General features: G+C 53.3%; 20 protein-coding genes, 1 tRNA gene and 2 pseudogenes. 21 read left to right on the forward strand and 2 right to left on the reverse strand.

Annotated elements, in window-relative coordinates; genetic code table 11:
* Positions 1–51: 51 nt before the first annotated feature.
* The 17 genes and pseudogenes from WMO29_RS11570 (at position 52) to WMO29_RS11655 (ending at position 16,226) form a co-directional block, all read left to right on the forward strand.
* Complete coding sequence (locus WMO29_RS11570) at positions 52–1,734, forward strand: phospho-sugar mutase (RefSeq protein ID WP_349164894.1); 1,683 nt, start codon at positions 52–54, stop codon at positions 1,732–1,734.
* An 80-nt stretch (positions 1,735–1,814) separates the two neighbouring features.
* Entirely contained in the window at positions 1,815–2,135 is a 321-nt protein-coding gene (locus tag WMO29_RS11575; protein WP_349164958.1) for an HU family DNA-binding protein, read from the forward strand.
* Between the two features lie 3 nt (positions 2,136–2,138).
* Positions 2,139–2,378: an RNA-binding S4 domain-containing protein gene (locus WMO29_RS11580; protein WP_349164895.1), complete on the forward strand. Its 240-nt coding sequence runs from the start codon at positions 2,139–2,141 to the stop codon at positions 2,376–2,378.
* A gap of 72 nt (positions 2,379–2,450) precedes the next feature.
* Positions 2,451–2,735 carry a sporulation protein YabP gene (yabP, locus tag WMO29_RS11585; protein ID WP_178038990.1) on the forward strand — a complete coding sequence of 95 codons (285 nt, stop codon included), beginning with the start codon at positions 2,451–2,453 and terminating at the stop codon, positions 2,733–2,735.
* Between the two features lie 3 nt (positions 2,736–2,738).
* Positions 2,739–3,080 (forward strand): spore cortex biosynthesis protein YabQ, encoded by a 342-nt coding sequence (gene yabQ, locus WMO29_RS11590; RefSeq protein WP_349164896.1) that lies wholly within the window; start codon positions 2,739–2,741, stop codon positions 3,078–3,080.
* A 24-nt stretch (positions 3,081–3,104) separates the two neighbouring features.
* A complete protein-coding gene (locus tag WMO29_RS11595; protein ID WP_349164897.1) occupies positions 3,105–3,476 on the forward strand; it encodes an FtsB family cell division protein in 372 nt (123 codons plus the stop codon).
* A 215-nt stretch (positions 3,477–3,691) separates the two neighbouring features.
* A complete protein-coding gene (locus tag WMO29_RS11600) occupies positions 3,692–5,065 on the forward strand; it encodes a SpoIIE family protein phosphatase (protein WP_349164898.1) in 1,374 nt (457 codons plus the stop codon).
* Positions 5,066–5,117: 52 nt separating this feature from the next.
* Positions 5,118–6,521 carry a tRNA lysidine(34) synthetase TilS gene (gene tilS / locus WMO29_RS11605; protein ID WP_349164899.1) on the forward strand — a complete coding sequence of 468 codons (1,404 nt, stop codon included), beginning with the start codon at positions 5,118–5,120 and terminating at the stop codon, positions 6,519–6,521.
* Entirely contained in the window at positions 6,514–7,041 is a 528-nt protein-coding gene (gene hpt, locus WMO29_RS11610; RefSeq protein WP_178038995.1) for a hypoxanthine phosphoribosyltransferase, read from the forward strand. The genes tilS and hpt overlap by 8 nt, the downstream gene beginning before the upstream one ends.
* Positions 7,042–7,087: 46 nt before the next feature.
* Entirely contained in the window at positions 7,088–8,920 is a 1,833-nt protein-coding gene (ftsH, locus tag WMO29_RS11615; protein ID WP_178038996.1) for an ATP-dependent zinc metalloprotease FtsH, read from the forward strand.
* A gap of 439 nt (positions 8,921–9,359) precedes the next feature.
* Positions 9,360–11,408, forward strand: a complete 2,049-nt coding sequence (locus tag WMO29_RS11620; RefSeq protein WP_349164900.1) for a glycoside hydrolase family 13 protein — start codon at positions 9,360–9,362, stop codon at positions 11,406–11,408.
* Positions 11,409–12,226: 818 nt separating this feature from the next.
* Positions 12,227–12,400 (forward strand): annotated as a pseudogene (locus WMO29_RS16805) (anthranilate phosphoribosyltransferase); the annotation flags it as partial.
* A complete protein-coding gene (gene trpC, locus WMO29_RS11635; RefSeq protein WP_349164901.1) occupies positions 12,397–13,239 on the forward strand; it encodes an indole-3-glycerol phosphate synthase TrpC in 843 nt (280 codons plus the stop codon). The pseudogene WMO29_RS16805 and the gene trpC, both read left to right, overlap by 4 nt.
* A gap of 90 nt (positions 13,240–13,329) precedes the next feature.
* Positions 13,330–13,887: a phosphoribosylanthranilate isomerase gene (locus tag WMO29_RS11640; RefSeq protein WP_349164902.1), complete on the forward strand. Its 558-nt coding sequence runs from the start codon at positions 13,330–13,332 to the stop codon at positions 13,885–13,887.
* Positions 13,856–14,845, forward strand: a pseudogene (gene trpB / locus WMO29_RS11645) (tryptophan synthase subunit beta); the annotation flags it as partial. The gene WMO29_RS11640 and the pseudogene trpB, both read left to right, overlap by 32 nt.
* The gene (gene trpA, locus WMO29_RS11650; protein ID WP_349164903.1) at positions 14,838–15,623 is read left to right on the forward strand and encodes a tryptophan synthase subunit alpha; all 786 of its coding nucleotides are present in this window, start codon (positions 14,838–14,840) and stop codon (positions 15,621–15,623) included. The pseudogene trpB and the gene trpA, both read left to right, overlap by 8 nt.
* A 75-nt stretch (positions 15,624–15,698) precedes the next feature.
* Complete coding sequence (locus tag WMO29_RS11655) at positions 15,699–16,226, forward strand: VanZ family protein (protein WP_349164904.1); 528 nt, start codon at positions 15,699–15,701, stop codon at positions 16,224–16,226.
* A gap of 92 nt (positions 16,227–16,318) precedes the next feature.
* Here WMO29_RS11655 and WMO29_RS11660 read toward each other — a convergent pair.
* Positions 16,319–16,392, reverse strand: a tRNA-Pro gene (locus WMO29_RS11660).
* 205 nt (positions 16,393–16,597) lie between these two features.
* On the opposite strand from WMO29_RS11660, the gene WMO29_RS11665 reads away from it, so the two are divergent.
* Positions 16,598–18,178, forward strand: a complete 1,581-nt coding sequence (locus WMO29_RS11665) for a glucose-6-phosphate isomerase (protein ID WP_349164905.1) — start codon at positions 16,598–16,600, stop codon at positions 18,176–18,178.
* Positions 18,179–18,385: 207 nt separating this feature from the next.
* On the opposite strand, the gene WMO29_RS11670 is transcribed toward WMO29_RS11665, so the two are convergent.
* Complete coding sequence (locus WMO29_RS11670) at positions 18,386–20,482, reverse strand: hypothetical protein (RefSeq protein ID WP_349164906.1); 2,097 nt, start codon at positions 20,480–20,482, stop codon at positions 18,386–18,388.
* Between the two features lie 158 nt (positions 20,483–20,640).
* On the opposite strand from WMO29_RS11670, the gene WMO29_RS11675 reads away from it, so the two are divergent.
* From WMO29_RS11675 to WMO29_RS11685, 3 genes are all read left to right on the forward strand, one after another.
* Positions 20,641–21,267, forward strand: coding sequence for a cytidylate kinase family protein (locus WMO29_RS11675; RefSeq protein WP_178039007.1), 627 nt, complete (start codon positions 20,641–20,643; stop codon positions 21,265–21,267).
* 79 nt (positions 21,268–21,346) lie between these two features.
* Positions 21,347–22,309 (forward strand): alpha/beta fold hydrolase, encoded by a 963-nt coding sequence (locus WMO29_RS11680; protein WP_349164907.1) that lies wholly within the window; start codon positions 21,347–21,349, stop codon positions 22,307–22,309.
* Between the two features lie 2 nt (positions 22,310–22,311).
* On the forward strand, positions 22,312–23,208 hold the full coding sequence (locus WMO29_RS11685) for a DUF1002 domain-containing protein (protein ID WP_349164908.1): 897 nt from the start codon (positions 22,312–22,314) through the stop codon (positions 23,206–23,208).
* Positions 23,209–23,222: the final 14 nt, after the last annotated feature.

Consider the following 23,222-nt stretch of genomic DNA (forward strand, 5'->3'; position numbering starts at 1 on the left):
ATTAAGCATAGATAACTCTATCTAAAAAACTGTATGAGTGAGGTATAAGTTATGTATTTGGACGATTATAAGCGTTGGATGGACACAGAACTGGAGGATCCGGCTCTGACAGAGGAACTGAAGGGTATCGAGGGTAAGGACGATGAGATTAAGGATCGCTTCGCAGTGGCCCTGAAGTTCGGTACTGCAGGCCTGCGCGGCGTGCTGGGAGCAGGATCTAACCGTATGAATATCTATGTGGTTCGTCAGGCCACCCAGGGTCTGGCCAACTGGGTAAAGACCCAGGGCGGCAAGCAGCTGGTAGCCATCAGCTACGACAGCCGTATCAACAGCGACGTGTTCGCGAAGACAGCAGCCGGCGTACTGGCAGCCAATGGAATCAAGGTTCGCATCTACGACGCTCTGATGCCGGTTCCGGCCCTGAGCTTCGCGACCCGTTATTATGAGGCCAATGCGGGTATCATGGTGACCGCGTCCCATAATCCGGCGAAATACAACGGCTATAAGGCCTACGGCCCGGACGGCTGCCAGATGACGGACGAGGCGGCTGATATTGTATACACGGAGATTCAGAAGACAGATATCCTGACCGGCGCGAAGGTTATGGATTTTGAGGAAGGAATCAAGGCCGGACTTATTGAATATGTGGGCGACGACTGTAAGGAAGCCCTGTACCAGGCTATCGAGGCCCGCAGCGTGCGTCCGGGAATCTGCGCTGCATCCGGCCTGAAGCTGGTATACTCCCCGCTGAACGGTTCCGGTCTGGTGCCGGTTACCAGGGTGCTGAAGGATATCGGCATCACTGACGTGACCATTGTACCGGAGCAGCAGTATCCGGACGGTCACTTCCCCACCTGCCCGTACCCGAACCCGGAGATCTTTGAGGCTCTTCGTCTGGGACTGGAGCTGGCCAAGAAGACAGAGGCAGACCTGATGCTGGCCACTGACCCGGATGCGGACCGCGTGGGTATCGCCATGAAGTGTCCGGACGGCAGCTACGAGCTGGTATCCGGTAATGAGATGGGCGTACTGCTTCTGGACTACATTTGCGCAGGCCGCATCGAGAAGGGCACCATGCCGAAGAATCCGGTGGCGGTGAAATCCATCGTATCCACTCCGCTGGCGGATGCGGTAGCGAAGAATTACGGCGTGGAGCTGAGAAGCGTTCTGACCGGCTTCAAATGGATTGGAGACCAGATCGCGCAGCTGGAGGCAGCAGGTGAGGTAGACCGCTTTATCTTCGGCTTTGAGGAGAGCTACGGTTATCTGGCAGGCCCCTATGTACGTGACAAGGACGCGATTATCGGTTCCATGCTCATCTGTGAGATGGCAGCTTATTACCGGAGCATTGGTTCCTCTATCAAACAGCGTCTGGAGGAGATCTATGAGAAATATGGCCGTTATCTGAACAAGGTAGACAGCTTTGAGTTCCCGGGACTGTCCGGTATGGACAAGATGGCCGGCATTATGGACGGGCTGCGCCAGAATCCGCCTGCAAAGCTCGGCGATTATGCGGTAGTGAAGGTAACTGATTATAAGAAGCCTGAGGAGACAGGACTCCCGGCAGCAAATGTTCTGGTGTACAAGCTGGAAGGCGGCGCCGAGGTCATCGTTCGTCCCTCCGGAACCGAGCCGAAGATCAAGACCTATTTTACTACACTCGGAAAAAATCTGGCAGAAGCCCAGGCACAGAAGGATGCGCTGGCAGCAGCAATCGCTCCCATATTTGAGTAACAAAACCCGAAATGCCTTGACAAATAATTGAGAAACGGGTATAAATAGGAAAGAAGATATGGCAGAACGCACACACAGACATATCATCGACAAAAAAGAGTAGTAGTATTATTAGGAGGAATTACCAGATGAACAGAATGGAATTAGTTGCTGCTATCGCAGAGAAGACTGAATTATCCAAGAAGGACGCAGAGAAGGCTCTGAAGGCTTTCACAGATGTAGTAGCAGAGGAGCTGAAGAAGGGCGAGAAGATCCAGCTGGTTGGATTCGGAACCTTCGAGGTATCTGAGAGAGCTGCAAGAGAGGGAAGAAACCCGCAGACTGGCGAGGCTATGAAGATTGCGGCTTCCAAGTCCCCGAAGTTTAAGGCTGGAAAAGCACTGAAGGATGCCCTGAACTAATCTATGCGTCTTGATAAATATTTAAAGATTTCTCGGCTGATTAAGCGGAGGACCGTAGCCAATGAAGCCTGTGACGCGGGACGCGTGCTGGTCAACGACAAGGTGGCCAAGGCATCTGTGAACGTGAAGACGGGTGACGTCATCGAGATTCAGTTTGGCAGCAAGTCCGTAAAGGTGGAAGTCCTGGACGTCCAGGAGACCGTCCGCAAGGATGACGCCAAGGAGCTCTACCGTTATCTTTAAAAACAGGAATAATGAGAAAGACCTTTTCATACATTTAGTTGTAAACTAGTAAGTGTATGGGGAGGTCTTTTTTTGGAAGAAAAGCAATACGCGAAAGCCCACAAGCTGCTCTTAAGCAACCGGCGGACGGGCACCATCAGCGGCGTGACCGACGTGATTTCCTTCGATATCGCGGAAATCCTGCTGGAGACGGAACAGGGTATGCTGACCATCAAAGGCGCCGATCTCCATGTGAATCGTCTGACCCTGGAAAAGGGCGAGGTGGATATCGAGGGGCGGATTGACAGCATGGCCTACTCGGAGGTCACAGATTTTCATAAGGCGGGCGCGTCGATCCTGGGCCGCCTGTTTAAATAGCCTATGGCCGGTGGAATTCTTTTTGAACTGCAGTTTTTTGGAAAAGCCTTCCTCTGCGGCGCGGCCCTGGCCTTCCTGTACGGGGGATTGAAGGTCTTCCGGCGGCTGGTTTTCCATGGGACCGTCTGGATGGCAGCGGAGGATCTGGCCTACTGGCTGCTCTGTGGTTTCCTGATTTTCCGGATGCTGTACCGGGAGAACAGCGGGGCGGTAAGGGGCTTTGCTGTGGCGGCAGTGGTGCTGGGCATGCTTTCCTGGCTGCTGCTTTCGAAAATGTTTCGAAATATAGTCAATTTCATAAGAAAAAAATTGCATAAATGTATAAAAAAGATTATAATCAAATAAATATACCCATAGACAGAGGTTTCTGTGGAAAAGCGAAGAAAGACTGGCTGTGGAAACAGTTTTCAGAATGAAAGTGAGGCGGAAGGAGCTATGACGACGAAGACCCGGCGCGGAATGAATCGCAGAAAGCGTATGGGCTACCGACTGATTGTACTGACAGTCATGTGTCTTCTGGTAACGGGTTTTTATGCAAAGCATCGGCTCCAGCAGAAGAACGCAGCCTATCAGAAGCAGGAAGAACAGCTGATGGCTCAGATCGAAGAAGAGGAACAGCGCTCGAAGGATATCGAGGAGCTCGGCAAATACGTCCAGACCAAGAAGTATGTGGAGGAAGTGGCGAAGGAGCGGCTCGGACTGGTTTATCCGGATGAGATTCTGTTCAAGGCTAAAGAATAATTAGTTTACATAATGCGTGCATGTAAAGGCTGTCCGGGACAGGGAAGGTTCCGGACAGCCTTTATGCTTTCCGGCAGGTTCTTAAACAGAATTCTATGTCCCCTTTTGCCGAAAAGATCTGAAATCACCCGCCTCCATTTGACAAAATAATCCGTTTCTGTCCTCTATAATTCCCAATCACACAGACACACACAGAAGACGAGGAGGAGTAAAAGGTGAGACGAGAGGAAAATTACGGCTGGCTCTACGGAATTGTGGCGGGCAGCTGTGTGGCGGCGATGCAGATCGGCGTGGGGATGCTTCAGATGGATCGGGATTACGCCATCCTGCTGGGGGCGGCCCAGGGGCTTTTGGTGTGTTCACTGACGGTAATCTGCGGCGGGATTCTGGTATGGATTTTAAGACCCCTTCCCATGGAAAATGAGGAAGCGCCCAATCCGGTGCAGCAGCGCCTGCGGGATTACCGGGAGGCCTTCGGCAATCTGGCGGTAAGCTTCGCGGGAGAAGGACAGAAAGCGGAAGCCGTTCCGGAGAACGAACAGCTGGATAAGACAGAGAAAATGAAGCTGCTCTGGAAGAACAGGCTGGAGGAAAACCGCGCTGCAGTGGCGATACAGCTGGGGGAAATGGCCCAGATCATGACGGATACCGTAGAATATGCCTGGGATACCAGGCCGGACGAGGAACTGGAACAGGTTTTAGCGAAAAAGCTGAAGGGTATGGGACTCTGCGTCCATTCAGTGCTGGTCTATCAGGAGGAGCACCGGCGGCAGGAGGTATATCTGACGGTCAGTACCCGCAGGCGGAAATGTGTGGCGACGAAGGATATTGCAGAGGTATTGTCCAGGATGATGAAGAAGGCCATGATGCCGGGCAAGGACAGCCGGGCCTTTGTGGGCAGTGAGAAGGTGACGGTGCTTTTCGCGGAACGGACGAACTTCCAAGTGCTCTGCGGCGTAGAGAAGGCGGTCAAAAGTAAAGAAACCATTTCCGGGGACAATTTTTCCCTGCATCGGTGCCGGGAGGGGCAGTTTATCGGGGCGCTGTCGGACGGTATGGGGTCCGGTATGGCGGCTTACCGGGACAGTGAGATGGTCATCGATCTGCTGGAGCAGTTTCTGGAGGCGGGATTCTCCAAGGAGACGGCGGTGCGGATGATCAATTCGGCGTTGATCGTGCGGTCGGACGCGCAGGTGTTCTCCACCATTGATATCAGTTCGCTGGATTTGTATACGGGTATCTGCGAGTTCCTGAAGGTGGGCGCGTCCACCACCTTTATCCGGCGGGAAAACTGGGTGGAAACCATTTCCTCAACCAGCCTGCCTGCGGGCGTCTTTCACAAGTTGGAGCCGGACTGTACCAGTAAAAAGCTCTACGACGGCGACATGGTCATCATGGTCACCGACGGTGTGCTGGATGCGTTGCCTGCGGCTCATCAGGAGAAATTGATAAAGGATATCATTCTGGAGCACGATACAGGAAATCCGTCCGAGCTGGCAGCTTACATTCTGGCCCGGGTGCGTCAGTACCGGGAGAAGGAGCCTGTCGACGATATGACGGTGTTGGTGATGGGGCTGGTAAAGTATTAAAGAGATATGGTATACTAAAAGCAATGGAAAACTACGAAAGGAAAACTGGGAAATGCTGGATCGTGTGCGTGCATTTACAGAAAAATATCAGATGATTCGTCCGGGAGACAGGATTGTGGCGGGCATATCGGGAGGTGCGGATTCCGTATGCCTGCTTTTCCTGTTGAAAGAGCTGTGCGGAGAAAAGGGCGCAGCGCTGTCCGCAGTGCATGTAAATCATTGTCTGCGGGGCGCGGAGGCCGACGGGGACGAGGCCTATGTGCGGGAGCTTTGCGGAAGCCTGGAGGTTCCGCTTTCCGTCCGTTCCTTTGACGTGCAGGGCCGGGCTAAGCGGGAGCATCTGACGCTGGAGGAGGCCGGACGGCTCTGCAGGTATGAGGCCTTCGCGGAGGAAGCGGAGCGTCTTGGGGGCGCGCGGATTGCGGTGGCCCACCATGCGGGGGATCAGGCGGAGACGGTACTGTTTCAGCTGTTCCGCGGAAGCGGCCTAAAGGGGCTGTCCGGCATGAGCCCGGCGCGGGACAATATCATTCGGCCGTTGCTCTGCGCAGAGCGTGAGGAAGTCGAGACGTGGCTGACCGGGCGAGGGATAGCCTGGCGCACTGACAGCACGAACCTGAGCATGGACTACACACGCAACCGGATTCGGGGCGACATTCTGAAGACGGCCCGGGAGAGCGTCAATGCGAAGGCGATCCGACATGTGGCCGAGGCGGCTGCGGAGCTTGGGGAGGTGGAGGCGTTTCTGGAGCGGAAGACGGCGGAAGCCTACCGAATCTGTGTGCGGGAAGAGGACGGCGCACGGTTTGTATTCACCAACGCATTTTCCATGCAGGATCCCCTGATCGGAAGCAGACTGCTGCGGCGGTGCATGGCGGAGCTTGGCGGACTCAAGGACGTGGAGCGGGTTCACATCGAGATGCTTCGGGAGCTGTTCGAAAAGCAGACCGGGAGCAGAATGGATCTGCCGGGTGACCGCAGCGCAAGACGGGAATATGAGGGCGTGCGGCTCAGTCGGAGTGAGAAGCCTGCACGGCAGCAGGACGGTGAGAAAACCAGTCCCATATCGTTCTGTCCGGAGATTCCCGGCAGCGTTACCATCCGAGGACAAAAATGGAAATTTACCCTGTATCCCGAGGAAAAAATTGAAATTATTCCCCAAAAAACATATACGAAATGGTTTGACTATGATAAAATAAAAAAATGTCTGGAGATCCGGGGGCGTAAGCCCGGGGATTATCTGGAGATTAACAGAGCGCACGGGCGCAAAAAGCTGAAGGCGTATCTGATTGATGAAAAGGTGCCGGCATTTGAGCGGGACGAGCTTCTGCTGCTGGCGGATGGAGCGCATATTGTATGGATTCCGGGGCATCGTATCAGCGAAGCGTACAAGGTCACGGAAGAGACAAGGAACATTTTAAAAGTACAGATAAGCGGAGGAAATGAACATGGCTGAGAAAATCAGAGTTATGATTCCCGAAGAGGAAGTAGACGCGAAGATCAGAGAGCTGGGACAGAAGATCAGCGAAAAGTTTGCAGGCGAAGAGGTTCACCTGATTTGTATCCTGAAGGGCAGCGTATTCTTTGTATGCGAGCTGGCCAAGAGAATTACCGTGCCGGTGACCATCGACTTTATGCAGGTATCCAGCTACGGCGCGGAGACCAAGTCCAGCGGCGTGGTACGCTTAAGCAAGGACCTGGACGAGCCGCTGCAGGGCAAGAACGTGATTATCGTAGAGGACATCATCGATTCCGGACGGACCTTAAGCCACCTGGTAAAGCTTCTGGGACAGCGTAACCCGAAGACCATGACCCTGTGTACCCTGCTTGACAAGCCGGACCGCAGAGTCGTAGATGTGGACGTGGAATACACCGGATTTACGATTCCGGATGAGTTCGTGGTGGGCTATGGCCTGGATTATGATCAGAAGTACCGGAATCTGCCGTACATCGGCGTACTTGAATTCGTAGACTAACTGCGAACGGCGCGGGCTGAACGTACGAATATAAGGAGGACACATTTTGAACAACAGACAATTTCGGATTTCCGGAATCTATTTCGTATTTTTACTGGTGCTGGTCTATCTGTTCAGTACCTACGTAAAACGGATGGACATGGAAAATCTGTATACCTATCAGCAGTTTGAGACTGCCGTGGAGAACGGCGAGGTAGTATCTGCCGTGATCAGCCAGTCCGAAGCTACACCTACCGGCACGGTGCGCCTGACCCTGAAGGACGGCAGCCGTCAGGATGTGAATGTGGCAGACACCACAGAGGCCAGAGAGCTTCTGGAGTCTGAGAATGTGGCGGTAGCCTTTGCTGCAGTGAGCACCAATAACTGGATGGCGTCCCTGGGCGCGCCCCTTCTGGCGGCTGTAGTGGCCGTAGTCGTTATGATGATCCTGATGAACCGTCAGGCCAACGGCGGCGGTGGCGGCAAGATGATGGACTTCGGCAGAAGCCGGGCCCGTATGACCACCCAGGAGCAGATTCACACCACCTTTAAAAATGTGGCAGGTCTGCAGGAAGAAAAAGAAGAGCTTCGTGAGATCGTAGATTTTCTGAAGCTTCCACAGAAATATACTCAGGTAGGCGCGCGCATCCCAAAAGGCGTGCTGCTGGAGGGTCCTCCCGGAACCGGTAAGACCCTGCTGGCCAAGGCTGTTGCAGGCGAGGCAGGCGTGCCGTTCTTCAGTATCTCCGGTTCGGATTTCGTAGAGATGTTTGTCGGTGTAGGTGCTTCCCGTGTCCGTGATCTGTTCGCGGATGCCAAGAAGAACAGCCCCTGTATCGTATTTATCGACGAGATTGACGCGGTGGCGAGACGCCGCGGCAGCGGTATGGGCGGCGGTCATGATGAGCGTGAGCAGACCCTGAACCAGCTGCTGGTGGAGATGGACGGCTTCGGCGTCAACGAGGGCATCATCGTCATGGCGGCCACCAACCGTGTGGATATTCTCGATCCGGCTATCTTACGTCCGGGTCGTTTTGACCGTAAGATCATGGTGGGCAGACCGGATGTGCGCGGCAGAGAAGAGATTCTGCAGGTTCATGCGAAGAATAAGCCGCTGGCAGAGGATGTGGATTTGAAGCAGATAGCCCAGACCACCGCAGGCATGACCGGCGCGGATCTGGAAAATCTGATGAACGAGGCAGCCATTCTGGCAGCCAAGGACAACCGTCCTTATATCACCCAGGCGGATATCCGCAAGTCCTTCGTGAAGGTGGGCATCGGCGCAGAGAAAAAGAGCCGCATCGTCTCCGAGAAGGAGAAGCGCATCACTGCGTACCACGAGGCAGGGCATGCGATCCTGTTCCATGTGCTGCCGGATGTGGGACCTGTATACAGTGTATCTATCATTCCCACCGGCGTAGGAGCGGCCGGCTACACCATGCCATTGCCGGAGAAGGATGAGATGTTCAATACCAAGGGAAAGATGCTGCAGGATATCGAGGTATCCTTAGGCGGACGTATCGCCGAAGAGCTGATTTTCGACGATATCACCACCGGCGCTTCCCAGGATATCAAGCAGGCTACCCGTGTGGCCCGTGCCATGGTCACCAAGTACGGCATGTCCGACGAACTTGGTCTGGTCAGCTACGATTCCGATGAAGAAGTATTCCTGGGCCGCGACTACGGCCACACCAAGGGCTACGGCGAGAACGTGGCAAGCAAGATCGATTCGGAGGTCAAGCGAATCGTAGACGAGTGCTACGATAAGGCCAAAGCCATCATCCTGGACCACCGCGACGTCCTGGACGCAGCGGCAGCGTTGCTTCTGGAGAAAGAAAAGATCTCCCGGGACGAGTTCGAGGCATTGTTTGAAAAGGAAGAGGCCGTACCGGCTGTATAAAAGTGAGCTTTTAGGGATTTCACGATTTAGTGAGATCCCTTTTTTTACAGCGCCAGACTAGCGTTTTCGTCATTATGACGGAATGGAATTGTGAATATTTCACAAAAACAGATTCTGATTTTTGTGAAGTTTGTGCACACTTATCGCGACATTATGATATAATAATACTCGTAAAACCCCCAATACATTATATAGTTTTTGCTACACCCCATAAGTAAAAAGAAATACCTTCTCCTGAAACAGACAGCGCGAGCTGTCTGTTTCACTTTGTGCGGAAATATCTGTAATAACAGCAGAGACAGAATATATGGGACAGAAGTCTGCAGATAGGCAAGATTGTTACGTAATAAACAAATGTTGAAATGAAAGAGCTGGTATTATAGAATAATAATCAGGGAGCAGCCACAGAAGAGCGGCTGTGACAGAAAGAGAGAGAATTATGGGAAAGATTAACCGACAGGCGCTTTTCGTAGAGGAGTCGGAGGGCTTTCGGATTCCGCTGGAGCCGAAAGCAGGCGAACGGGTAAAGTTACGCTTTCGAACTGCAAAGGATAATGTAGAAGCTGTATATTTTATTAGCGGTGAAGAACGGAATCCGATGACAAAGGTCTGTTCCAGGGGCCGCTTTGATTATTATGAGATTGACATTGAAGTAGGAACTGACACCATCTATTATTATTTTGAAATCCGTTCCGATGAGGAGCGGCTTTTTTATAATAAGCTGAGCATCACCAATAATCTGCAGGACAGCTATGCGTTCCGCATCATTCCGGGCTTCGCTACGCCGGACTGGGCCAAGGGCGCGGTCATGTACCAGATCTACGTGGATCGCTTCTGCAACGGCGATCCCACCAATGATGTGCTGACAGGAGAATACAGTTATATCCACCAGCAGGTGGAACAGGTAAAGGACTGGAGCGAACCGCCTGAGGACATGGACGTGCGCCGGTTCTACGGCGGCGATCTGCAGGGCATCCTGGATAAATTGGATTATCTGCAGGATTTGGGCATCGAGGTCATTTACATGAACCCGATATTCGTGTCCCCGTCCAATCACAAGTACGATTGTCAGGATTACGACTATATCGATCCCCACTATACAGTGATCAAAGAGGATGGCGGCGACCTGCTTCCGCCAGGCGAGCTGGATAATACCAAGGCAACGAAGTATATTAAGCGCGTGGTCAGCAAGGAAAATCTGGAGGCCAGCAACGAATTCTTCATCCATTTCGTGGAGGAGGTGCACAAGCGCGGCATACGTGTGCTGCTGGACGGTGTCTTCAATCACTGCGGATCCTTCAATAAATGGCTGGATCGGGAGTGCATCTACGAGGGCGATGGCGACTATGAAAAGGGCGCCTACGTCTCTGAGGACAGCCCCTATCGGAACTTCTTTAAGTTTAATAATATCCATGAGTGGCCGTACAATCCCTATTACGACGGATGGTGGGGCCATGACACCCTGCCGAAGCTGAGCTATGAGACCTCTCAGGAGCTTTACGATTATATCATGGGCATTGCCCGGAAATGGGTTTCTCCGCCTTATAACGTGGACGGCTGGCGTCTGGACGTGGCGGCTGATCTGGGTCTGTCCGCCGATTTCAATCACAAGTTCTGGCAGGATTTCCGGAAAAATGTAAAAGAGGCCAATCCGGAGGCTGTCATTTATGCGGAGCATTACGGCGACGCCACCAGCTGGCTGAAGGGCGGCGAGTGGGATTCCATTATGAATTACGACACCTTCATGGAGCCCATTACCTGGTATCTGACCGGCATGGAGAAGCACAGCGACGGCAGGGAGCCGGATTTGATGAACAATGCGAATGCCTTTATTGATACCCTGCGGGAAAAATCCTGCGCCTTTACGGGCCAGTCCTATCTGATTGCCATGAATCAGCTTTCGAACCACGACCATTCCCGTTTTCTGACCCGCACCAACCATAAGGTGGGCCGCGTGGATGAATTGGGCAGCGAGGCGGCCGAGGAAGGCGTCTCCAAGGCGGTCTTCCGGGAGGCGGTGGCCATGATGATGACCTGGCACGGCGCGCCGACCATTTACTATGGTGACGAGGCCGGCGTCTGCGGCTTCACCGATCCGGACAGCCGGAGAACCTATCCCTGGGGCCATGAGGATCAGGATCTGATCCGTTACCACAAGGAGCTGATCCGCGTCCGCAAGGAAAACCCGGCCTGTCGTCGGGGCAGCGGTATCCCGGTGTACGCCAAGGACGGACATTTCGCCTTTGGCCGTTTTTTGGACGATAATCATGTGCTGACCATTATAAATAATACTGAGGAAGCGGAGCGCATGACGATTCCGGTCTGGCAGATCGAGATTTCGGACGGCGAACTGTTTGAGCGCCAGGTGCTGTCCATGGAAGAAGAATTTAACCTGGAAAAAGCCCACTATCTGGTGTGCGACGGCAAGATTGAGATTTATATGCCGCCCTATTCCGCGGCTGTTATGAGCCATACCGGAAATAATTAAGAAATAGGGTATAAAAAACAAAAATTTTCGAATACAAGAAAAAGAAAAAACGAGAATAGAAAAAGGGGTTGACAAATCCCTACCATCGTGATAAGTTAATAAAAAATTTAATGAACTAAACCGTTGAAGCGGAGATAACGATGTTCATGCGCGCCCAGAGAGTCCGGGGAGGTGGAAGCCGGATCGAGATGCAGGATATCAAATGGACCGCTGAGGGCGCAGTCAAAGGTCAGATATCAGAATGGATATGATGTAAACCAAGTATTCTGCGACGTAGGGCATACGTCAGTTGCCGGGAATATGTAGGTATTCCGCAAAGAGCACGGTTCGTTCCGTGAAACAGGGTGGTACCGCGGGTGGTATATAATTTGTAGAACTCGTCCCTGACAGATGTAGAAGTCTGTCAGGGATTTTTTTATGTAATAGGAAATTCCTATGGAATCCCCTATTACATAAAAAATATTATCGCACTCGGCGCAGTGGTAGATGGTTGCCAAGGCACATTCTTTTTAGGACAGGAGGAAAAAGTGATGTATCCAAGCCTTGAAGAAGTAAAGAAGATAGCGGCGTCGGGCGAATACCGCAGAATTCCCGTATGCCGGGAGCTGTACGCAGACCGCTACACGCCGGTGGAAGTACTTAGGACCCTGCGGGGCTCCAGCCGCCATTGCTACCTGCTGGAGAGTGCCAGCCAGACCGAGAGCTGGGGCCGATATTCCTTTCTGGGCTGTCATCCCACGCTGGAGCTGAATCTGACGGACGGGGAGCTGACCATCCGGCGGACGGCGGAGGCCCGGATAGGGGCAAAGACGCAGGAGGCTGACAAAGGTCCGAAGCGCCAGGCGGTCTGCCTGAACGCAGGCGCAGCCCTCTATATCGCAGGCAAGGCCGAGACCATGGAGCAGGGCGTGCGGATGGCCGAAGAACTGATCGACAGCGGCGCGGCACAAAAGAAACTGGAAGAATTTGTAAAGGAAAGCAATGCGGAATGAATATCTTAGAGGAAATAGCAGGAAAGACAAGGGAACGAATCGAAGAGGAAAAACGGCGGTGCAGTCCGGCGGAAATGAAAGGGTTAGCGGAAGAACTGCTTCGATCTAAGAAACATGGCGGGGCGGGGGCTTTGACAGGAGCAGATAACGCCGCAGCAGGCGGATGCTTTTACCGGGCTTTGGCGGTACCGGGCATGTCCTACATCTGCGAGGTGAAGAAAGCGTCCCCATCCAAGGGGCTCATTGCGCCGGACTTTCCGTATCTGGAGATTGCCAAGGAATATGAGGCGGCAGGTGCGTCGGCCATCTCCTGCCTGACGGAGCCTTTTTATTTCCGGGGTGCGGATCAGTATCTGAAGGAGATCACCGGCTCGGCGCGGATTCCGGTGCTGCGAAAAGACTTTACCGTGGACGAGTACATGATTTACCAGGCAAAGACATTGGGAGCATCGGCGGTACTGCTGATTTGCGCGATTCTCGACAAAGTGCAGCTTCGGGACTATCGGCAGCTGGCCGAAAGCCTGGGGCTGGACGCGCTGGTGGAGGCCCACGATGAAACAGAGGTGGAAATGGCGCTGGACGTCGGCGCAAAGATCGTCGGCGTCAATAACCGGGATCTGAAGACTTTTCAGGTGGATATGCAGAACAGCATAAGACTTCGGAATCTGGCTCCCAGAGAGGTGCTTTTCGTATCCGAGAGCGGGATTAAGGGACCGGAGGAAATCAGTATCTTAAGGGAACATCAGGTGGACGCGGTGCTGATTGGCGAGACGCTGATGCGGAGTACAGATAAGAAAGCGGAGTTGGAGCGGTTAAACGGAAGCCCGCTGAAAAGATAACCAGCAGGAAATTTTTGAGAGAACGCATGGAAAGGATAAGCAAGAGTTCCTGCGAGGCTTTCGGCGGGACGCCGCAAGGAGTGAATGAACATGACAAAAATCAAAATCTGCGGCCTGAAACGACCCGAAGACATCCGGGCAGTCAACGAGGCACAGCCGGATTTCGCAGGCTTCGTCATCGAAGTGTCGAAGAGCCGCCGGAATGTAAGCGTCGAACAGGTACGGGAGCTGGCGAAAGGCCTGTCAGAGCAGATACAGGCCGTGGGCGTCTTCGTAAACGCGCCCCTGGATTTGGTGGCCGGACTGCTGAACGACGGCACATTGGCGCTGGCACAGCTTCACGGCAGTGAGGATGAGGCCTATATCCGGCAGCTGCGGCAGATGATCGATAAGCCGCTGCTCCAGGCTTTTTCCATCCGCACAGAGGCTGACATAGAACGGGCCTTACAGAGCAGCGCCGACTATCTGCTCCTCGATCAGGGAGGCGGTGGACTTAAGCAGCAGCCTGGAGACGGATGGCGTAAAGGATCCGATAAAGATACAGGCAGCGGTGAAAATGGTGCGAACACTGGAAATCGGTTCCTGATAAAAAAGACAAAAGATAGAAACGATCAGACTGGGCGGTGCAAAGATTTACCTGAAGCGTGAGGACCTGAACCACACCGGAGCCCACAAGATCAACAACGTGCTGGGTCAGGTGCTGCTGGCGAAAAAGATGGGCAAGACCCGCGTCATCGCCGAGACCGGCGCAGGCCAGCACGGTGTAGCGACGGCCACTGCAGCGGCGCTCATGGATATGGAATGCGAGATTTTCATGGGAAAAGAGGATACAGAGCGGCAGGCGCTGAATGTGTACCGGATGCGGCTCTTAGGCGCGCAGGTACATGCGGTCACCAGCGGCACGGCCACCCTGAAGGATGCGGTTTCTGAGACCATGCGGGAGTGGACCAACCGGATCTCGAATACCCACTATGTGCTGGGTTCCGTCATGGGACCTCATCCGTTCCCAATAATTGTAAGAGATTTCCAGGCAGTTATTTCCAAGGAGACGAAGCAACAGCTCATGGAGAAAGAAGGACGGCTGCCGGATGCGGTGCTGGCCTGCGTGGGCGGCGGCTCCAATGCCATCGGAAGCTTCTACCACTTCATCGAGGATCCGGAGGTGCAGCTCATCGGCTGCGAGGCGGCAGGACGGGGCGTCAATACGGCGGAGACGGCGGCTACTATCGCCACAGGCCGCTTAGGTATCTTCCACGGCATGAAGTCCTATTTCTGCCAGGATGAATATGGACAGATAGCGCCGGTATACTCCATTTCCGCAGGACTGGATTATCCGGGCGTGGGACCGGAGCATGCGCATCTTTACGATATTGGCCGGGCTCAGTATGTGCCGGTGACCGACGACGAGGCTGTGGAGGCCTTCGAGTACCTGTCCCGGACTGAGGGAATCATTCCGGCCATCGAGAGCGCCCATGCGGTGGCCTACGCAAGAAAGCTGGCGCCCACCATGGACAAGGAGCAGATTATCGTCGTTACGATTTCCGGACGGGGCGACAAGGACTGCGCGGCCATTGCCCGTTACAGAGGGGAGGATCTTCATGAGTAAAAAAGTTGCAGACGCATTTGCAAATGGAAAGGCATTTATCCCGTTCATTACCTGCGGCGACCCGTCGCTGGAGGTGACGGAACAGCTGGTCTATGCCTGCGAGGAGGCGGGCGCGGACTTGATTGAGCTGGGTATTCCGTTTTCAGACCCTACCGCAGAGGGTCCGGTCATTCAGGCGGCCAATATGCGGGCCCTGGCGGGCGGCGTGACCACGGACAAGATCTTTGCCATGGTAGAGCGGATCCGGCAAAAGACCGATATTCCCATGGTATTCATGACCTACGCCAATGTGGTATTTTCCTATGGAAAAGGTACCGAAGACTTTATTCGCCGGGCAGCGGAAATCGGTATGAACGGCCTGATTCTTCCGGATGTGCCCTTTGAAGAAAAGGAAGAATTTGACAGCGTGTGCAGGCAGTACGGACTGGATTTGATTTCCCTGATTGCGCCCACATCCCATGAACGCATCAAAATGATCGCAAAAGAGGCGAACGGTTTCGTTTACTGCGTATCTTCCTTAGGCGTTACCGGAACTCGGACTGAGATTACCACGGATATCGGAGCCATGGTGAGGCTGGTAAAAGAGGCGAAGGACGTCCCCTGCGCCGTGGGCTTTGGCATCTCTACCCCGGAGCAGGCGAAGAACATGGCCTCTCAGTCCGACGGTGCCATCGTGGGTTCCGCCATCGTGAAGCTCTGCGCGGCCTACGGAACCGAGTGTGTGCCAAAGGTGAAGGAGTATGTGAAAGCCATGAAGGACGCGGTGCGGGAAGCGTAAATTTTCTTAGTGTTTCCTTAATCTTCCGTTTACCGCCTAGACAGCCCGGGGAAATGGTGCTATGATAGCCCCGTTATGATAAAAGCATTATTAAGAGCGATTTTAAAGCCCCTGTCCTTCCTTCCGGCGTTGGCCATGATGTATGTCATCTACGGTTTCTCGGCCCAGGATGGAATCACATCGGGGAATTTAAGCTACAAGGTAAGTGAAATCATCGTCGAGACGGCAAATGAGAGCTTTGATCTGCACTGGAGCGCGCAGGAGGAGGCGCAGTATATTCAGAGAATCAATTATCCGGTGCGGAAGCTGGCTCATATGACAGAATATTTTCTGCTGGCGGTCTCGGTATCCTTTCCGCTGTATGTATACGGCGTGCGCGGGATCTGGCTGCTGCTTCTGGCAGGCGGTTTTTGTGTGGGCTTCGCGGCGCTGGATGAGTACCACCAGTCCTTTGTGGCGGGCCGCGGACCGTCCAAGCGGGACGTGGCCATCGACAGCATCGGAATCGCCGTCGGCGTGATACTGGTGCAGATTGTGTGTTTCATCGGCAGAGTGACCGTGTTCCGGCCGCTGGCGAAAAAGAAAAAGAAGAAACGGGTATAAAACGAAAGAGCGAAGCGTCGGAAAATCAGTGCTTCGCTCTTTCATTTCTATCACAAAAAAGGAACCCTTCTTTAAGGATTCCTTTTCATTCGTCGGCGTGACAGGATTTGAACCTGCGACCTCTACGTCCCGAACGTAGCGCTCTACCAAGCTGAGCCACACGCCGTTTTAGTGACTTGCCGTCAACAAATGATATCATAGCACAAGTGAACGGGTTTGTCCAGTAAAATTTTAAAAAAATTAAAAAAATGTGTGTAAAATTTTTGCAGGGGTAGATCGCAAGATATAAATATGGTACAATGCGGGTGAATCAGGTGATTCTGCATACAGGTTATGGTATCGGAATAACAGAAATGGAGGAAAAATCTATAATGGTAGAATGGAAGAATCTGGATACCCTGAAATCCTATCAGGAGCTGAAAGACACCGCACGCGTAAACCTGGCGGAAGTCATGTCCGGTGAGAACGGAGCAGAGCGTGTGAAGACATACAGTGTGCCAATGGCAGAAGGCATGGCATACAACTACGCCGCAAAGGCCGTAGACGATAACGTACTGGCAGTACTGGCGAAGCTTGCAAAGGAAGCACAGCTGACGGAGAAGTTCGCGGCTCTCTATAACGGCGAGGTGATCAACACCGGCGAGAAGCGTCTGGTGCTTCACCAGTTGACCCGCGGCCAGCTGGGCGACGCAGTCGTAGCGGACGGCGTGGACAAGCGCGCGTTTTACGTAGAGCAGCAGAAAAAAGTAGCAGAATTTGCCAATAAAGTACACGCAGGTGAGATTACCAACGCGGCAGGTGAGAAATTCACTACCGTCGTACAGATCGGTATCGGCGGCAGCGACCTGGGCCCCCGGGCTATGTATCTGGCGTTGGAGAACTGGGCGAAGAAGCATGATACCTTCAAGATGGAAGCGAAGTTTATCAGCAATGTAGACCCGGACGACGCGGCAGCCGTACTGGCGTCCATCGACGTGGCACATTCCCTGTTCGTGCTGGTATCCAAGTCCGGTACCACCCTGGAGACTCTGACAAATGAGTCCTTCGTCAAGGACGCGCTCGCAAAGGCAGGTCTGGACGCTTCCAGGCATATGGTAGCTGTCACCAGCGAGACCTCTCCGCTGGCTAAGAGCGACGATTATCTGACGGCCTTCTTCATGGACGACTACATCGGCGGACGTTATTCTTCCACCTCCGCAGTAGGCGGCGCTGTCTTATCCCTGGCCTTCGGTCCTGAGGTATTTGACCGCTTCCTGGCAGGTGCAGCTGCAGAGGACGTGCTGGCAAAGAATGAGAACCTTCTGGAGAATCCGGCGATGCTGGACGCTCTGATCGGCGTATACGAGCGCAATGTTCTGGGTATGGGCTGCACAGCAGTTCTGCCGTACTCCCAGGCACTGAGCCGCTTCCCGGCCCATCTGCAGCAGGCAGATATGGAGTCCAACGGAAAATCCGTGAACCGCTTCGGCGAGCCGGTAGATTACGTGACCGGACCGGTCATCTTCGGCGAGCCGGGAACCAACGGACAGCATTCCTTCTATCAGCTGCTTCACCAGGGAACCGACATCGTACCGCTGCAGTTCATCGGATTTAAGAACAACCAGTGCGGCGTGGATGTGGACATCCAGGGCAGCACCAGCCAGCAGAAGCTCTGCGCGAACGTAGTTGCCCAGATGGTAGCTTTTGCCTGCGGTAAGGAAGATGAGAACCGCAACAAGTACTTTGCAGGCGGCCGTCCCTCCAGCATCATTGTAGGCGATCAGCTGACTCCGGAGACTCTGGGCGCGCTGCTGTCTCATTTTGAGAATAAGATTATGTTCCAGGGCTTCGCATGGAACCTGAACAGCTTCGACCAGGAGGGCGTACAGCTTGGCAAGGTACTGGCAAAGCGGGTACTGGCGCATGATACGGACGGAGCGCTGAAGGCTTACAGCGAGCTGCTGAATATCTAAGCGTAGCTTGAAGAATACAAGATAAAGGGCTGTTGCAGAGAGTATAAACAGTTTTTCCTATATCCAGATGTCCGCCTTTTCGAGACAGCTGTATGAATGGAGCAGACTTTAGTCTGAGCCAAGCATACTGCTGTAACGAGAAACGGGCGAACATGGGATATGGAAAACTGTAAATATTCTGCTGTAACAGCCCTTCGTATTTTCTTTCTATGGATGGAATATCCGGCTCACATACAGATAGAAGTCCGGATTCTTTAGCAACACATCATTGGTTTCATTTGAGAAAATTGTAAGAACTCCCCTCCCAATCGTCACCAGTATCGCGCACAGCACTATTACGTACAGAATCCGCGCGGAACGCGTTCTGTCAAAATGGATCTGCTCCAGTATCAGGAACAGGGCCAGCACTGACAGAGCCAGGGTCAGGTCGCAGACATAGCGGATATGGATTCCGCCCAGCATAAAATCCAGATACCCCAGGGCCAGAGCCGCCAGCAGCACTAGCACGCCGGTCTGTTTTTTTAGAAGTCCTTTCCGGTCGGAGGAAGAAGACCGCGTGAATACTGCCGGAATCAACAGGAATATGCCCAGATTCAGCGGCATTTGCAGGAGCCCTGCGCTGTATTCCTGATAGAGATAGTTGCCGAAATCCACACATTTCTCCGTGGTGAAACGCAGGAAGGGGAAAAATTCTGTGTACACAAAGGATTCCGCAAAATAGTGATAGAGCATGGAACCAAAATGGTGCAGGCCTGGCGTCACGGAATTGTAGCGGATATCGCTTTCCGTCAGCTGGTAGGAGGTGCCAAATTCAAAAACCGATCCAAAACGGATAGCGTTATAATACATGATTCCGGCTGCTCCCATGAGAATCGGGATCAGAAAAGGCAGGGCGCTTTCCAAAAACCGCTGACGCGCGGAGAGGTTCTTATCCAGGAGAATCCGTAAGAACAGCGGCGCACCGAAGGCCATCGCCAGCAGTGCTGCGTTGGGCCGGGACAATACCAGCATTACTACGGAAAGTCCGCAGAGCGCAAAGAGCACGATCCGTTTCCAGGGCTTCCCTGCCTGATATCCATAGCAGGCGAAAGCTGTAAATGCGCCCAGCCAGCCAAAGGAGGCAATGAGCGGCAGATAGTAAAAACTGGAGGCCGAAGCCTGCATCAGCCACAGAAGGCTGCCGCCCATGACAGCCAGTTCTCCTGAGAGAAAGAGCAACAGGTTGGCTTTTGGCGTAAAGAGCCGCATAAGCCCCTGAATGGCTGCAAAGATACACAGAATGGCAAAAACGGTGAGGCAGGCTCCTGCGAAAATGGTCGTGGGTAGCATGCCGGTCAGCCAGAATACCGGGTAATAGACCATAAAAAGCGGTGCCAGGCCGAAGTAGGAATAGTATTTTCCGTTATAATAGGCCCGATCCCAGTGATATTCCACGCCATTTTTATCCCGCTCACCCTTATCATAAGGATTGATAAGTTCATGTAAGGCCGGGTTGACGTCCAGGTCAAGCTCCAGCTGTCCCTTTTCAAAGGCGTCCAACTGCTGCATGTAAGCGTCCACTACCATCTCCGGTGAGCGAACTTCCTCCAGGGGCGGATAGGGGCGCAGAAGCTGGTGGGAAGCGTCGCTTCCATACAGAATTCCGGCAGAGATAAAGAGAGCAAGCAGCAGCACGCCCAGATTCAGGAGGCGGTGGCTGCGCTTTCCGGGCTGATAATCCTGCGCGTAGAGCCGGAAGCGTAAGGCCAGGAACAGCGCGGCCAGAAGTCCGGTCAGAAGGAATACACGAAGCCAGTGAATGGCGAGGGGCTGTCGGGCATTCAGGGTGACTGAGAGCAGAAAAACCGGCTCATTCAGTTCCTCAAAGGTCAGACGCAGCCGGGTCAGATCGCCGCGGCTCTGGAGCCGCACGGTAAAGGCATTTTCCCGGCCGCCCGGATTGACCGAGAAGCTGCCCGCCCCGGTAGTCTTCACAGAGCTGGCCTCATCACAGATGCCCACATTGCCGGAGATGACGCCGGAAGGCCCGGCCAAGGTCACGGTCACCCTGCGTGTCGGCAGGGAAAGGCCGTCGAAGGATACCGACGGATTCTCCGGCAGGATCGCCAGCGCTTCTCCGTTCCAGCCATTCATGCCGGAGAGATCAAGGGCCGTCTCCGGATAAGCTCCGGAGTTCTGCGTAAAATAAGAAAATTGAAAAATACCGAGTTCCAGCACCAGCGCCAGGAAAAGAGCCAGGCACAGGGAAAGAGCCGTGGCCGTAGGCGTGGAAGGCCGGTGGAATTTCTGAATCGTATGCTTCATAAAGGAGATACCTGCCTTACTTCTATAAAATAGGATAACAATCTAATCTGATAATAGCAGAGCCGTCCCTGTTTGACAAGCGAAACAGCAATTGACAAACCCTCGAAAAAAAACTACAATAAAAATACCTATAAGCGGAGAAAAGAGGAGGCTTGTATATGGATAAATTCGTAATTGCAATCACCAGAACCTGCGGAAGCGGGGCGACCTCTATCGGAAAAATTCTTGCAAAGAATCTGGGCGTGGAGATTTATGACCGGAATATCCTGCGTCTGGCGTCAGACGACAGCGGCATCAGCGAGGAGCTGTTCGCCAGGGCGGATGAGGATCAGAAGCAGAGCCTTTTGTTCCGGGCATCCCAGAAGGTATATACAGGAGGCCTGATCCCGCCGGAGAAGGAGGATTTCACCTCGAACAATAACCTGTTCAACTATCAGGCTAAGGTGCTCCGCGAGCTGGCGGACGAGTCCAACTATGTGGTCATTGGCCGCGCGGCAGATTATGTGCTTCGCGACAAGCCGGGACTGGTTCGTGTGTACATTTACGCATCCCGGGAAAAGTGTATTGAGAAAGAGATGAACCGCCAGAAGATCGACTGGAAGACGGCGGATAAGTTCATCACCAAGACGGATAAGTACCGCCGCGATTACTATCGCTATTTTACCGGTCAGGAATGGGAGAATATGCAGAACTACGATCTGTGCATCAATACCACACAGATGACCTATGAGCAGGCGGCAAAGGCCATTCAGGATTTTGCGGAAAATATGCTGACTGATAAATAACACAGACTGACAGAGATAAAAGGGGGTATCTGAAAGGAAAGATACCCCTTTTTGGGTATTAGAATAAAAGGAAAATGACATGGCAGTAAAACGGGAATTTTCATACGCGTCCGCGGACGGGCGGACGAAGATCCATGGCGTGGAGTGGAAGCCGGAAGCAGGAGAGCCGAAAGCGGTGCTTCAGATCTTCCACGGCATGGTGGAGTATATCGAACGCTATGAGGAGTTCGCCTCTTACCTGACGGAAAAGGGCCTTCTGGTGGTGGGCAATGACCATCTGGGCCACGGCGGCTCCATTGTAAATAAAGAGGATTACGGATATTTCGCAGAGAAGAACGGTAACGGAATCGTGCTGCGGGATCTGAGAACCCTGCACAAGAGGACGGCGAAGCGGTATCCGGAGCTGCCCTATTATATACTGGGCCACAGCATGGGATCTTTTTTGCTTCGTCAGTATCTGTGCCGTTACGGTGATGAGCTGGACGGTGCGATTATCATGGGAACCGGAAGCCAGCCGATGGCGGCATTGCGCTTTGGGCAGAACCTCTGTCGGTTGATGGCGAAGGTGAAGGGATGGCGTTACCGCTGGCCCTTTGTTGACAATATGGCCTTCGGGGGCTATAATAAGCACTTCCGACCGGCCCGCACCACCAGAGACTGGCTGACGAAGGACGAGCGGATTGTAGACGCTTATCTCGCAGATGAGCGCTGTACCTTCTTATTTACACTGAACGGCTATTATAATCTGTTCCATAGCATCGAGGAGGCCTCGAAACCGGAGAATCTTCAGAAAATGCCGATGGATCTGCCGGTGCTGTTCGTATCCGGAGCCGAAGATCCGGTGGGAAATTTTGGAAAAGGCGTGGAGCAGGTGCGGAAGGCCTTTCAGGCTGTAGGTATGGAGGACGTTACCTGGATTTTATATGAAAATGACAGACATGAGATCCTCAACGAGACAGATCGTGCCACGGTCTACAAGGATCTCTACGCATGGTTGTACGTACGGATGAACGATCCGCGGCGTAAAACAGGAGGAAAATAATTATGAAAATAACAAAGAAGCTTTTAGCAATGGTACTGGTTCTGACCATGACTCTGGGACTTGGCGTGACAGCGAATGCCGCCTCCGATGACAAACCGATTCTGGCGCTGGGCGCGGATTTAAGCACGGATCAGCGGGCTGCGGTTCTGGGACTTCTGGGCGTGGATGAGAGCGATCTGGCCAATTACGACGTCATCAGCATCACCAATGCGGAGGAGCATCAGTATCTGGACGCTTACCTTTCATCCAGCGTTATCGGCACCCACGCCTTATCATCCGTGCTGATCCGTCCGGCTGAGGAGGGCGCCGGCCTGAATGTTACCACTTATAATATCAGCTACTGCACCATCGACATGTATACCAACGCACTGCTGACCGCAGGCCTTCAGGACGCCAACGTATTCGTGGCGGCTCCGTCCAACATCTCCGGAACCTCCGCTCTGATCGGCGCGGTCAAGGGTTACGCGGATATGACCGGCACCAAGGTAGATGAGCAGGCTCTGGAGACCGCCGTCAACGAGTTGGTAGTGACCGGCGATCTGGGTGATCAGCTGGGCGATTCCGAGACCGCTTCCGACATGGTGGCCTATATCAAGCAGCAAATTCTGGAAAATAATGTAAAAGACGACGCAGACATTGAGAAAATCATCCGTGACGCCATGGACAAATTTAACATCAAGCTGACCGATGATCAGGTTCAGCAGCTGATTGGCCTGATGAACAAGATCAGCAAGCTGGATATCGACGTGGACGCCCTGTCGAAGCAGGCCACAGAGATTTACAACAAGCTGAAGGGCATGGGCCTGGATCTGGACAAGATCGATACCAAGCAGGTCGGCAATTTTATTACCCGCTTTTTTGATAAGATTATGAGTCTGGTAAATCAGTTTATCGGATAAAAAGAATAACATTG

This window comes from Laedolimicola intestinihominis, assembly GCF_040096155.1.
GTDB classification, from domain to species: Bacteria; Bacillota; Clostridia; order Lachnospirales; family Lachnospiraceae; genus Laedolimicola; species Laedolimicola intestinihominis.